The following is a 13,739-nucleotide window of genomic DNA, read 5'->3' as shown; positions in this document are numbered from 1 at the left end:
TCGACGCTCCCGAGAGCTCCGACTGGCCGCGGTCATGGTTCCTCCAGTGCGACGAGCAGGCCGCTGAGGGGAACGAGCATCTTCGAATCGACGACGGCCGGACGATAGACGCCGCGGCCGAAACCGGTACGGTCGGGTAGCTCGACCGACCACAGGCGATCGCCGGACGCCGGATCCAGCGCGTATGCGTGTGGACCGGGCTCACGAGACCCCGCCACGTACAGGGCGTCGTCGGTCCCGGTGAGTCGAAGCGGACCGGACAGCTGGCGCACCCACTCGACCGCCCCGTCGGATCGGTCCAGCGCGAGTATTGCAGGGTCGCTCCCCGTCTCGGTCTGCAGGGTCGCGAACAGCCGATCCGGTCCGACGACGATATCACCGACGCCGGCCGGCGTACCCGCGATCCGCTCCGAGACCGCCGGTCCGTCCAGCAACTGTCTCGTCTCGCCGGACTCGGTGTCGATCGCCTTGATAGACGGAGTCTTATTTTTGGCTCCCAAATCCCGAAAATAGGACACGTCGTCCCGGACTGCTTCGAGGAGATCCGTCGGTCCGATCTCGACGCGCTGGTGAGTCGAGGCTCCGTCCAGTATCGTCATCGTCCCGCCTGCCTCGCCGGCGACAGACGCGTACGCCACCCCGTCGTCCACGCGAAGCCGATGGACGCCGTGCGGGACCGTATTCTCCCACTCGATGCGCCCGTCGTCGGCGTCGATCGCGACGATCCGGTAGGGTGGCTCCCGATCGGGGGTAACCGTCACGACCATCCCGTCCGCTATTCGGCCCGCGGCCGCGGTCGACGCGAGGTCTCGGGGTGCGCCCGCTGCCCACCGCTGTGGCCCCTTACACCACGCCCCGCCGTCGGGGGGTCGAAACCCCTTGAGGACGACACAGCGATCCCGGCAATCCGAACCGTTGCTGGATCCCGTGCCCACGATCACTCCGTCCCGGTACGTGTTCGTCCGGGCGGCACCGACCAGCGCGCGCTCCGCACAGTTGCTTTGCTCTACCACTGTGCCGTCAGTCAGATCGACGACCGAATCTTTCCCCCCCTGGACGTGCGCACGATCGCCGACGACGATGAGGGGCGTCCGACCGTATCTGTTGGCGAACGTCGCGATGTACCGCTGGTTCGTGAGGTCCCGATATCGGTCCTGCTCCCAGGCACCGCGCCACTGCTCGTCGATGGCAGCGTACAGGCTGTTGTCGACGTTCGCAGTCCAGACGACTTCGGCGTCTTCGACCGGCGGCGACCCCTCCGTCTTGTAGAACGTCGCTCCGGCGTCATAGCCCCGCTGTGGCCAGGCAACGGGCGTCGACTGCTCGGCACTGTCGAGACAGCCAGTAGTGGCCGCCATCGACGCCCCGGCCGTTCCGAGGAATCGTCTCCTGGTCACCCCGCGAGAAAACGTGCCCATGATTCCACGCCAAAACGCTGCACGCATAATATTTTCCAAAATCATATATTCGATATCATTTACGTGAGCCCGGACTACACCGTCGGTATAGCAATCCCTATCACCAGTGCCCGCCGAAAACCCAACATGTCAAACCCGATTCCCGATAGCGTCGAACAGCTCGCACGCGTCGTCGGTCCGGACGGCGACGCGGTACTCGCGGAGATGGACGACTATGCCGACCGTGAGGGCTTTCCGACCGTCGGTCCCGCCGTCGGCGGCTGGCTCGAACTGTTCGCGCGCATGGTCGGAGCCGAGCGGGTCTTCGAGTTCGGCTCCGGGTACGGCTACTCGGCGTACTGGTTCTGCCGGGCGCTTCCCGATGACGGCGAAATCGTCCTCACTGAGGTCGACGAGGACGAACTCGAGCTGGCCCGCGAGTACCTCGGCCGCGGGGACTTCGGAGCGACCGCTCACTTCGAACTCGGCGACGCGATCGAGACGATCGGGTCCTACGGCGGCCCCTTCGACGTCGTATTGATCGACAACGAGAAACACCGCTACCGCGAGGCCTTCGAGAGCGTTCGCGAGAAGGTCGCCCCTGGCGGGGTCGTGGTCGCGGACAACGCCGTCGCCGGGAGCACGATCGACCACGAGGACGTGCGACGACTGCTCGAAGGCGAGTCCGTCGACGCGACAGGCCCGACAGCGGGAATCGCGGAGTACCTGTCGGCCGTCCGGGCCGATCCCTACTTCCGGACGACGCTGCTGCCTGTCGGCGAGGGCGTCGCGGTGAGCTACCGGATCGAGTAACGCATCGGAGCCGACAGCAGTCCAAACACCCACGACCCCTGGCCGATTCTCGGCAGCGAAAATCGCGGGACTATGACTTATAGGGATGCGGTCGAAACAGGCGGGTAATTCAATCGTCACCATGAGTCTGATGCTCGATATCCGGAAGCTCGCGTTGTTCAACAAGATGGCCAAGGAAGGGGGCAACACCGTCGCCGACCACCTCAGTCAGATGACCGGCATGGAGACCGAGATGGAGATCACCAAGATCAACTTCATCGACATCCCGGACATCAAGACCCACGTCGGCGACGAGAAGCTGATCGGCATCTCTATCGAACTCCAGGAACCGCCACACGGACACGTCCTCTTTCTGCTCGATTACACGAACGCCAAGAACCTCGCCCAGGGGATGCTCGGCGACATGGGCGGGGCCGATCCGGACCAGAGCGGCTTCACGGACATGGAGCGGTCGGCGATCGAAGAGATCGGCAACATCATGACCTCGGGGTTCATCGACGGCTGGGCGAACGTCCTCGAGACGACCATCGACATGGGCACGCCGACGTTCACCTACGGCCCCGGCAGCGGCATGGTCGACGAACTCGTCGGTGGCCGCGATTCCGACATGGCACTCATGTTCGACTCGCACATCCACGCCCTGAACTCCGATATCGACGTCACCGTCTACACGTTCCCACAGCTGGAAGAGCTGGTCGACCTGATGCAAGAAATCGAAGTGTGAACCGCCTCGGGGTCAAGCCCCGAGGCACTCGCCTTGTTTCCTCTGTGGAACGCTCCCCCGTATCCTCCTCACGACCCCACTCCGAAACTCCAGCGTCGTTTCTTCCGGTTCCATCGCGTATTTATCGACCCGATTCGACATGATCTATTATGGAGTTACTCGACGACGGGATCGTCCCGGAACACGCACGCGAGGTCAAACACGACGCGCGGGAGTTTGCCGCCGAACACATCATCCCGAACGCCGAGGAGCACTATCGACGGGGGGAGTACCCCTGGGAGATCCTCGAAGCGGGGATGGACGCCGGACTCGTCGCCCAGGACATCCCCGAGGAGTACGGGGGACGCGGGTTCGACCTCCAGCAGGTACTGGCGATCGCCGAGGAGTTCTACCGGGCGGACGCGGGGATCGCGCTGACGCTACAGCTCGCGAGCTTCGGCGCGGAGATCCTGGCCGATCACGGCAGCGAGGCCCAGAAGGAGGAATACCTCCGGCCGGTCGCCGCGAACGAACAGCTCACCGGGCTGGCGGTTTCGGAACCCGAGACGGGCAGCGACCTCGCGGGGATGACGACCGCCGCCGAGAAGGACGGCGACGAGTGGGTGCTGAACGGCGAGAAATACTGGATCGGCAACGGCGTCGAGGCCGACTGGGTGACCGTCTACGCCAAGACCGGTGACGACCCGGACAACCGCTACGGCAACTACTCGCTGTTCGTCGTCCCGACCGACGCCGACGGCTACGACGCCGAACACATCCCCGAGAAGATGGGGTTTCGCGCGAGCAAGCAGGCTCACATCGAGTTCAACGACTGCCGGATCCCCGAAGAGAACCTGATCGGGGCGGAGGGCGCGGGCTTTTTCATGCTCGCGGAGTTCTTCAACCACGGCCGAGTGATCGTCGGCGGCCACGGTCTGGGGCTGGCCGCGGCCGCCATCGAGGAGGCAAACGACTTCGTGCACGACCGGGAGGCGTTCGGCCGGGACGTCGCCGACTTCCAGGCGGTCCAGCATACGCTAGCGGAGATGCGCCTGGAGTTCGAGGCGGCCCGCGCGCTGACCTGGCGGGCCGCGAGCAAGGTCGCGGCGAGCGACGACGCCGGCTTCTGGGCCGCGCTCGCGAAGACTAAATCCACGGAGGTGGCGGCCGAGTGTGCCGAACAGGGGATGAAACTGCACGGCGGCCGCTCCGTATTGGCCGACCGGCGGATCGCCCGCGTCTACCGGGACGTCCGGATCCCTGTCATCTACGAGGGGGCCAACGACATCCAGCGCAACCTGATCTACCGCCAGCAGCCGAAGTAGGATCCAAAACACACCAATAGCAACCGCCATGAGGCACGGCTCACCACTAGTAACCCCGACAGACCGAAACCGGCAATAAGGGCCGATAAATTTCTTATCAGGATACGACAGAATTATAATAAACATTGTAAAATAAGTCAGTGACAACGCTTTTGTCCGGGCGAATCCTGGTTCGTATACGGCGCCCGCAGGGGGCCGATGATTTACACATGCCAGAGCCAGAAGACCTCATGTGGCGAATCGCAGGCGGTTCCGGCGACGGAATCGACTCGACGAGCCAGAACTTCGCGAAGGCCCTGTTGCGTTCGGGACTCAACGTATTTACACATCGACACTACCCGTCGCGGATCCGCGGCGGCCACACGTACGTCGAGGTACGTGCCGGCAACGGCCCGGTCGAGTCGCGTGGCGACGGATACAACTTCCTCCTCACGCTCGGGGACAGTTTCGCCCGTAATCCGGGCGAAGACGCCTACTACGGCAACGAGGAGGCAAAACCGCTGACGGAGAATCTCGACGAGCTCAACGAGGGTGGCGTCATCGTCTACGACGAGGGCTTGCTCGACGAGGAAGATGTCGCGGAGATCAACCTCCAGGAGCGTGCCGAGGAGAACGGCTGGCACGTCTATCCCGTCGACCTGCGCGGGATCGCCCGCGAGCACGGCCGCGACGTCATGCGAAACACCGCCGGTGTCGGGTTCACGGCGGCACTGCTGGACATCGATCCGGCGTACTTCGAGGAAATCATCTCCAACGGCATGTCCGGAGAGATGAAAGAGGCGAACCTCAAGGTGCTCGAAGACGCCTACGAGCTCGGCCAGGAAGTCGAGCAGACCCACGGCTGGTCCGCGCCGGAAGGCGAAGGCCACGACGAGGAGCAGGTCCTGCTGTCGGGCAGTGACGCCATCTCCTACGGGGCGATCGACGAGGGCTGTCGGTTCATCGCGGGCTATCCGATGACCCCGTGGACCGACGTGTTCACGATCATGTCCCAGAACCTGCCGAAGTTCGGCGGAATCAGTGAGCAGGTCGAGGACGAGATCGCCGCCGCAGCGCTGGCGATCGGTGCCTCCCACGCCGGCGTGAAGGCCATGTCCGGCTCTTCCGGCGGTGGCTTCGCGCTGATGTCCGAACCGCTCGGACTCGCGGAGATGACCGAGACGCCGCTGGTCCTGGTCGAAGCGATGCGTGCCGGTCCATCGACCGGGATGCCGACCAAGCCCGAACAGGGCGACCTCGAACACATCCTCTATACGAGTCAGGGAGACTCGACGCGGGTCGTGTTCTCCCCGGCCAACATCAGGGAGTGTTACACCCAGACTCGCAAGGCGTTCGAACTCGCCTACGAGTACCAGATCCCGGCGATCGTCGCCTACGACCAGAAGCTCCAGGGGGAGCTGCGTAACGTCCCCGAGAGCTTCTTCGACGAGGAGCCCAACACCGACCCCGGATCGGTGCTGACCGAAGAAGAGATCGCCGAGGCTGCCCACCACGCCTCCGGCAAGTTCAAGCGATTCCTCCACAGTCCCGAGGACGGCTCGAACGTCAGCCCGCGCTCGGTGCCCGGCCAGGCGGGTGGCCGTTTCCTCGCGACCGGTAACGAACACAACGAAGTCGGCCACATCAGCGAGGACCCCGAGAACCGGGTCATCCAGATGAACCGACGGATGGGCAAGCTCGACGACATCCGCGAGGAACTGGACGCCGCCGAGCAGTCTCACCAGACCTATCACGGCCCCGAGGACGCCGACTACGGCATCGTCACCTGGGGGAGCCAGCAGGACACGGTCTTCGAGGCCGTCAACGAGCTCAACGAGATGGGCCACTCCGTGAAGGCCGTCGGCGTCTCGGATCTGATGCCGTTCCCCGAGACGGAGATGACCGAGTTCCTCGACAGCGTCGAGCACGCCGTCGTCGTCGAGATGAACGCCAGCGGACAGCTCCGCGGGCACATCCAGAAGGAGCTGGGCAAGTACGGCGACAAGCTCTCCAGTCTCCTCAAGTACAACGGCAACCCCTTCGAACCTCGCGACATCGTCGAGGGGTTCGAAACGAGCAACGAGGGCGGGGAACTGCCCCACCAGCGAATGACCTACGTCCCAGCGGCAGGTGACTAACCAATGAGTGCATTCAGCGCAATCGGATCGGACAGCGAGCTAGAAGACGAAGCGTTCACACCGGGGATCGAGCCCCAGCCTACGTGGTGTCCGGGCTGTGGTGACTTCGGTGTCCTCAACGCACTGAAAAAGGCGATGCCGGAAGTCGGCCTCAATCCCGACGAGGTCGCCGTGTTCACCGGAATCGGCTGTTCCGGCAAACTGAACAGCTACTTCGAGAGTTACGGCTTCCACACGATCCACGGTCGGTCGCTGCCGGTCGCACGGGCGACCAAGCTGGCCAATCCGGGTATCGAAGTCATCGCCGCCGGTGGCGACGGTGACGGCTACGGAATCGGTGGCAACCACTTCATCCACACGGCCCGCGAGAACCACGATATGACCTATATCGTGTTTAACAACGAGATCTTCGGGCTGACGAAGGGCCAGACCTCCCCGACCTCGCCGAAGGGCCACAAATCCAAGACCCAGCCGTCCGGAAGCGCAAAGGATCCGCTTCGGCCGCTCAGCCTCTCGCTGTCGGCCGGTGCGTCCTACATCGCCCGCACGGCCGCGGTCAACCCGAACCAGGCCGCGGAGATCCTCGCGGAAGCCATCCAGCACGACGGCTTCGCACACGTGGACTTCCTGACCCAGTGTCCGACCTGGAACAAGGACGCCAAACAGTACGTCCCCTACATCGACATCCAGGAATCCGACGAGTACGGTCACGACATCAACGACCGTGCCGAGGCCGCACACGCCATGTACGACGCCGAATCCAAGCTCCACGAAGGCGAGATCCTCACCGGTCGCTTCTACGTCGACGACGAGCGCCCCTCTTACACCGCGGAGAAGCAGGCGATCGGCGAGATGCCCGAGCAGCCGCTGGCCGAGCGGTACTTCGACGAGGACGCCGAGTGGGACCGATCCTACCAGCTTCTCGAAAAGCATAAATAAGGGTTCGACGAGGCGAACCCCGTTTCCCCGTTCGCAAGGTATTTTTTCGCGCACCGGAAAGAAACGTCCATGAGCGCGGAATCTACGGCGGACCGTATCCTCGCCGTTCTCGAAGAAGACGCCCAGGCGTCCTACGCGGAGATCGCCGAACGGGCGGACGTCTCCAAGCCAACAGTGAGAAAGTACATCGACAAGCTCGAAGAGGAGGGCGTGATCGTCGGCTACTCCGCCGACGTCGACCCGAAGAAGCTCTCGAGCCAGTCGATCGCGATGGTCGGTATCGACGTCGAAAGCGAACGCTACGTCGAGGCGACTCGCGAACTCCGGGACGTCGGGGAGGTCGAAGCACTGTATACCTCCAGTGGCGATCACATGCTGATGGCCGAGGTTCGTGGACGGGACGGAGACGAACTGGGAGACATCATCGAGGAGTCGATCCTGAGCATCGAGGGCGTGACGGCCGCTCACCCCTCGTTTCTGCAGGAACGACTCAAGTAATCCTGACAGAGTGACGACGGCATTCTCCGGCGAGGGCGGCAACGACGCTCTTTTGACGCTGTAGATAGCAGTTCCGATCTATGCGCGCGCGGTTGGTGGCGGGATCCGGCACGCTCGCCTACGAACTCGTCGAGCGATTGGGTGACGGGAGCCGACCGCTCGTCGTCGTCAGCGACGAGGAGCGGCTGCTGGAGACTACCACTGAGAACGTGCCCGGCGCGACTGTGCGACACGGCGATCCGACCGAACCCGACACGCTCGAAGCGATCGAAACCGAACTCGAGAGCGTCCTCGCGTTCGCGGACGACCCCTCGACGACCGCCGAGATCTTGCGCGCCGCCGCGGACATCTTCCCCGAGACGCTCCGGATCGGGTACCTCGGAGCGGAGAACACAAACGCGCGAGCGACGATCGAACGATACGCCGACCGCGTCATCGACCGGTCGACGGCCACCAGAGAGGCGATCACGAATCGGCTGAGCGAGGCCGGGAGCCGGCTCCGGAGCCTGCGGCACGTATTCACCGATATCGACGACCCGCTGGCGATCGTCATGCACGACAACCCCGATCCGGACGCGATCGCGAGCGCACTCGCTCTCGCACGGCTCGCGAACCTGGCTGGACGCACCGCGGAGCTGTGCTATTACGGATCGATCACGCACCAGGAGAACCGGGCGTTCGTCAACCTCCTCGACATCGAGTTGCGGAACCTCGACGCCGGAGACGACCTTTCTGAATTCGGTGGGTTCGCCCTGGTCGATCACTCCCGGCCAGGCGTCAACGACCAGTTGCCGATCGAGACGCCGATCGACATCGTCATCGACCATCATCCGCCACGAGAGCCGGTCGAGGCGGCACACGTCGACCTGCGAAGCGACGTCGGCGCGACGAGCACGCTCCTCGTCGAGTACCTCCAGCAATCGGCGGTCCAGATCGACGAGACCGTCGCGACGGCACTGCTGTTCGGAATCCGGATCGACACCGACGAGTTTCGTCGGGAGGCCTGTCAGACCGACTTCGAGGCGGCAGCGGCACTGCTCCCGGTCGCGAACCTGGGGACACTCCAGCGGATCGAGAACCCGAGCATGTCACCGGAAACCTTCGAGACGATCGGCTGTGCGATCCGCAATCGCACCAGGCACGGACCGGTCGTAATCACCGGCGTCGACGACATCCAGAACCGCGACGCACTGGCACAGGCTGCCGACCGACTGCTGAACATCGAGGACGTGACGACGACACTCGTCTACGGGATCGAAGACGGCACGATCCACGTCTCGGCGCGGACGCGCGGAGCCGACCTCGACATCGGCGAGGCGCTCCGGGACGCGTTCGGACCGATCGGCAGTGCGGGCGGCCACGCCGACATGGCCGGCGCCCAGATCGAGGCCGGGAGTTTCGAAGCGGACGGCTTCGAAGCGGACGATCGTCCACTCGTCGAGATCGTCGACGAGATCGTCACGGATCGATTTCTCGACGTGCTGCAAGCGCGCTGGAACCGGCCGATCCGGGCCGGGACCGGCGAGCAGTATCACGTCGAGGGCGAACCCGAGGATCGCGACGTGTTCGTCACCCCGCCCGACGCCGAGTCGATCGACGACTGATACGGTTTGTCGTACCGGTTTGCCGCTTCGACCGCTCCGCGGTCGATCCGGTACTGACTACAGCAACCACGATAATACGGAACAGACGTATAACAGTCACGATAATACGGAACAGACGTACAGCGGGTCCGTCTGACGTGGGGTTTTTCAATCATGGCGCCGTCAGTATCGTTGATGGCCAGTTCCGATGGGTCGCTGACAGTCGAGGAGTACATGACGCGCGAGGTCTCGACAGTCGCACCGACGGCGACAGTCGGGGACGTGGCCCGGCGGATCGCCGACAGCGACGACCACAGCGGGCTTCCGGTCACCGACGACAGCCACGTCGAGGGGTTCGTCAGCGCGAGCGATCTGCTGTTGGCCGACGACGAGACGGAGATCCGCGAGGTCATGAGCACGGATCTGCTCGTCGCTCACCCGGACATGAACCTGGACGACGCCGCTCGCGTCATCCTGCGATCGGGCATCCAGCGATTGCCCGTCGTCGACGACACCGGCGATCTCGTCGGGATCATCGCGAACACGGACGTCATCCGCAGTCAGATCGAGCGCGCGACGCCGGACAAAGTCGAGGAACTCCAGGAAACGATCGAAGAGGTCCACAGCGTCGAGACGGACCGGGATCGTCGGCAGGTCGCGCTGTCGGAGCTCCGACCGACACAGACCCGCGTCTACGCCGACGAGCTCGAAGGGCGGAGTTACGAACTGGAACGCGGACTGGCGGAGCCGCTAGTTGTCGTCGACAACGACGGCGAACTCCTGCTGGTCGACGGCCACCACCGGACGACCGCAGCCAACGAACTCGGGATCGGGGAGATGGAAGCATACGTCATCAGCGTCGACAAACGCGTCGATCTCGAGATGGCCAAAACCGCCGAAGAAGAGGACCTGAAATCGATCGACGACATCACGATCGTCGACTACGCCCGCCACCCGCTCGTCGAGACGACCGAACGAATGGGCGGCGACGACGGCGACGACTCCGCGTGATCAGGACCGTTTCAGGAGAGTTCGGCGTCGTCGTATCGATCCGCGACGTAGGCGACCAGCAACAGCAACGCGCCCAGACCCAGGCCGATCGTCGAGACGCCGAAGATCACCATCCCGACCGGCGTCGCCGGCAGATCGACGACGAAGAACAACGTCGGGTCCATCCCCTCGGGATTGATAGTTCCGAGGATGAATCCCATGAGGGCAGCGATCGAGACGATGGCGGCGTAGACGATGTAGATCACCCGCCGCCCGGACAGACGTCGTGACACAACCCTCGATTCGTGCCGGGAGCGATTATGCTTTTCACTTCCGGCGATAACGTCGGGCAATGTCGGAGAAAGAATTGCTCCTGCTCGTGCTGGCGGCGATCGCGATCATGATGTTCGCTGCCGGCTTCGCGCTCGTGATCGGCTAGATCCGGCTATTCTGCCGACCGATCGGTCTCACGGAGGATAAACGGGCCGATCGAGAGCGTCCGTTTCGTTATCGTCACGATGCGGAGCATGTATGCCAGCAGGATCGTGAACGGTAACAGCGAGACCGTCGTCGTCGCAGCGACGAGCACGAGCGCGTGTGAGACGCCACCGGTCGCTCCGTCGAACGTCGCCGGATCGAGAAACAGCAACGACGTGACCGCAACCGAAAGCGCCGGGACAGCGGTGTACAACAGCGTCTGTGAGAGATTCGATAGCTCCCACTGGAAATACAGCGTCTTGAAGTGTTCACGGGCAGGTCCGAACAGTTCCAGGGTATCGAGCAGCGATTCGAGTTCCGATACGGCAGCGTCGGGGAGTGCAGCGTCCTCGTGGATCGAGCGCCCCTCGTAGAGTTTCCAGGAGTAGTTGTAGTTCAGTGCCGCCCGGACGACATCGAACTCGCCGAAGGTGGCGCCCTCGAGTTGATTGATCACGCTATCGGCGTTCTCGATCACCCCGTCGAGATACGATGTGACGCGGTCGTTGGCGTCGGAATCGAGGTCACTCGCCGCGAGCGCGTCGTCGACTGCCGCAGCGCGGTCTCGTGTCCCTGTCACGAGTGCCCGAAGAAACGCCGATGGCTCGGCCGGGCTGACCCCCGTATCGATCACTTGGGCCACGTCCTGGCGGAACGACATCGCACCGTCCATCCGTTCGCGCTGGTCGCCGACTGCCCCGAGTTCCTGTGAGAGAACCAGCTGACTCAGCGTCAACACGAGCGTCACACCTGTCACCGTCGACGTAATCAGGGCCTGATAGAGCGTCTCGATCGGATCACCGGTCGAAAGTCCCGGATCGGGAACGAGAACGCCACCGGCGACGATCGAAGCGAAAAGAGCTATCGAGAGGAACGTTGTAACGAGCCAGCGATTGGCCTCCAGCAACACCCAGAGCACCCGCGAGCGCTCCCCGGCCCGCTCGCGCATCGTATCGCTCGGCTGTTGCCCAGACATGACCGGTGTCTACAGCTGTCGACCGGAAAAAACCCCGTATGAGAGGACAGACAGCTACGATTCTTCGGAACCGTCGTCCGATGCCCCGCCGTCCGCGAGCACGAGGTCGTCGTTCATCCGGCGTTCGTGCCAGCGGAACTCCCGGCTGTAGAGGGCGTCGTCTTTGAGATCCCAGGGGTCGCCGTCAGCGACGCGTCGACCGTACAGCCACGAGGAGACGACGTTCCAGACGAAGACGAGCTGGCCGATCAGGAGAATGAAGGCCCCGATGGTAGCCGACTGGTGAAGGATCGTGAACAGATCAATCGGGCCGACTGAGACCAGGTTGTAGGTCGCGTACCGGCGTGGCATCCCGAGGTAGCCGAGGATCAGCATGCCGAAAAAGGTCAGGTTCGTCCCGATCATCGTCAGCCAGAAGTGCCACTTGCCCAGTGCCTTCTGGTACATCTTGCCGGTGTAGATGGGGAACCAGTAGTAGATCCCGGCGAAGACAGCGAACGCGATCGCGCCCATGATCACGTAGTGGAAGTGCCCGACCACGTAGTAGGTGTCGTGCAGCAGGTAATCGACGGGGATCGTCGCCAGGAACACGCCGGTGACGCCGCCGATGATGAAGTTCGCGACGAACCCGATCGAGAACAGCATCGGCGTCGTCAACCTGATCTTGCCGTTCCACATCGTCGTGATCCAGTTGAAGGTCTTGACGGCGCTCGGTATCGCGATCGCTAAAGAGACCGCCATGAACGAGACCTGCAGGCGCGGGTCGATCCCCGTCGAGAACATGTGGTGGGCCCACACGCCGAACGAGAGTACGCCGATCGCCAGCGTCGAGTAGACGACGAACTTGAACCCGAACAGCTTCCGGCCCGAGAACCGCGGAATGATGTAGCTAATCAATCCCATCGGGGGTAACACGAGGATGTACACTTCGGGGTGGCCGAAGAACCAGAACAGGTGTTGCCAGAGGATCGCGCCACCGCCCTCGGTCGCGAAGAAGGTCGTCCCGACGTTGCGATCCAGCAGCAACATCACGAGCGCGCTACCCAGGAGCGGGAACGCGAACAGTATCAGCCCGGACTGGGTGAGCATCGTCCAGGAGAAGATGTCGAGGTTGGCCCAGGTAACCTCCTCGTCGCGCTCGGTGAAGATGGTCGCGATGAAGTTGATCGCCCCCATCGTCGCCGAGACGCCCGTGAGGTGCAACCCGAGGATCATCAGGTCCGCGCCGATCATCGGCTGCTCGGCCGACAGCGGCGTGTACATCGTCCAGGAGGTCTGGGCGGCCTCCATGCCCGGGATGAGAAAGCCGCCCCAGATCAAAAGCGCTCCCGGCGGCAACAGCCAAAAGGCGATGGCGTTGATCCGCGGGAACGCCATGTCGTCGGCTCCAATCAGAAGCGGCACGAAGTAGTTCCCGAACGCCGCGATAATCGGCGTCCCAAACAGGAACAACATCGTGATCCCGTGGCTTGTCAGCAGAGAGTTGTACAACGACGCAGACATGATATCTTCGCCGGCCCACATCAGTTCGGTGCGCATCAGGACGACCATGATCCCGCCGACCGCGAACGCGACCAGCGCGAACGCGCCATAGAGGATCCCGATGTCCTTGTGATCGACCGTCGTGAGCCAGCGGGTGATCCCGCCCGGTTTCTCGCTGTGTCCGTAGCTGGTCTCCTCGCCGGTGAGGCTGCTCGCACCCGCCGTCGGCGCGTACGACCGCCAGTTCTCGATGCGGGTGAGCAGCGCCGCGACGACGACGAGGAGGAGCCCCATCAGCACAGTGATCGCGATCTGTCCGCTTGCCATGTCCCCCATTCGGGTCCGGGGGGTAAAGAAATGTTAGGGTCAATCGGCGATCTGATTTGAAGACTAACCCACTATATATGGGGTTATTTAAGTAATCCGGGGTAGAAAGCCA

At 63.3% G+C, this 13,739-nt stretch carries 12 protein-coding genes; 8 read left to right on the top strand and 4 right to left on the bottom strand.

Annotated features, from left to right (window positions below; genetic code table 11):
- Positions 1–32: 32 nt before the first annotated feature.
- Entirely contained in the window at positions 33–1,418 is a 1,386-nt protein-coding gene (locus OB916_RS00675) for an outer membrane protein assembly factor BamB family protein (protein WP_315907350.1), read from the bottom strand.
- Between the two features lie 126 nt (positions 1,419–1,544).
- On the opposite strand from OB916_RS00675, the gene OB916_RS00670 reads away from it, so the two are divergent.
- The 8 genes from OB916_RS00670 to OB916_RS00635 all read left to right on the top strand — a co-directional run bounded on the left by OB916_RS00670 (position 1,545) and on the right by OB916_RS00635 (position 10,386).
- On the top strand, positions 1,545–2,210 hold the full coding sequence (locus OB916_RS00670) for an O-methyltransferase (protein ID WP_315907349.1): 666 nt from the start codon (positions 1,545–1,547) through the stop codon (positions 2,208–2,210).
- A gap of 121 nt (positions 2,211–2,331) precedes the next feature.
- Positions 2,332–2,934, top strand: coding sequence for a chemotaxis protein CheC (locus OB916_RS00665; RefSeq protein ID WP_315907348.1), 603 nt, complete (start codon positions 2,332–2,334; stop codon positions 2,932–2,934).
- A 149-nt stretch (positions 2,935–3,083) separates the two neighbouring features.
- Complete coding sequence (locus tag OB916_RS00660) at positions 3,084–4,238, top strand: acyl-CoA dehydrogenase family protein (RefSeq protein ID WP_315907347.1); 1,155 nt, start codon at positions 3,084–3,086, stop codon at positions 4,236–4,238.
- Positions 4,239–4,447: 209 nt separating this feature from the next.
- Positions 4,448–6,355 carry a 2-oxoacid:acceptor oxidoreductase subunit alpha gene (locus OB916_RS00655; protein WP_315907346.1) on the top strand — a complete coding sequence of 636 codons (1,908 nt, stop codon included), beginning with the start codon at positions 4,448–4,450 and terminating at the stop codon, positions 6,353–6,355.
- A 3-nt stretch (positions 6,356–6,358) separates the two neighbouring features.
- A complete protein-coding gene (locus OB916_RS00650; RefSeq protein WP_315907345.1) occupies positions 6,359–7,294 on the top strand; it encodes a thiamine pyrophosphate-dependent enzyme in 936 nt (311 codons plus the stop codon).
- 69 nt (positions 7,295–7,363) lie between these two features.
- Positions 7,364–7,792 carry an HTH-type transcriptional regulator LrpA1 gene (lrpA1, locus tag OB916_RS00645; RefSeq protein ID WP_315907344.1) on the top strand — a complete coding sequence of 143 codons (429 nt, stop codon included), beginning with the start codon at positions 7,364–7,366 and terminating at the stop codon, positions 7,790–7,792.
- Between the two features lie 80 nt (positions 7,793–7,872).
- The gene (locus OB916_RS00640; protein ID WP_315907343.1) at positions 7,873–9,396 is read left to right on the top strand and encodes a DHH family phosphoesterase; all 1,524 of its coding nucleotides are present in this window, start codon (positions 7,873–7,875) and stop codon (positions 9,394–9,396) included.
- Positions 9,397–9,570: 174 nt separating this feature from the next.
- Complete coding sequence (locus OB916_RS00635) at positions 9,571–10,386, top strand: CBS domain-containing ParB/RepB/Spo0J family partition protein (protein WP_315907342.1); 816 nt, start codon at positions 9,571–9,573, stop codon at positions 10,384–10,386.
- A gap of 11 nt (positions 10,387–10,397) precedes the next feature.
- Here the strand turns inward: OB916_RS00635 and OB916_RS00630 are convergent, their stop codons facing one another.
- From OB916_RS00630 to ctaD, 3 genes are all read right to left on the bottom strand, one after another.
- Entirely contained in the window at positions 10,398–10,658 is a 261-nt protein-coding gene (locus tag OB916_RS00630; RefSeq protein ID WP_315907341.1) for a DUF7520 family protein, read from the bottom strand.
- Positions 10,659–10,810: 152 nt separating this feature from the next.
- Positions 10,811–11,818 (bottom strand): hypothetical protein, encoded by a 1,008-nt coding sequence (locus tag OB916_RS00625; RefSeq protein WP_315907340.1) that lies wholly within the window; start codon positions 11,816–11,818, stop codon positions 10,811–10,813.
- A 54-nt stretch (positions 11,819–11,872) separates the two neighbouring features.
- The gene (gene ctaD / locus OB916_RS00620) at positions 11,873–13,627 is read right to left on the bottom strand and encodes a cytochrome c oxidase subunit I (protein WP_315907339.1); all 1,755 of its coding nucleotides are present in this window, start codon (positions 13,625–13,627) and stop codon (positions 11,873–11,875) included.
- Positions 13,628–13,739: the final 112 nt, after the last annotated feature.

Source organism: Halapricum hydrolyticum (assembly GCF_025517535.1).
Taxonomy (GTDB): Archaea; Halobacteriota; Halobacteria; order Halobacteriales; family Haloarculaceae; genus Halapricum; species Halapricum hydrolyticum.
This window is presented reverse-complemented; position numbering and strand designations above follow the sequence as displayed.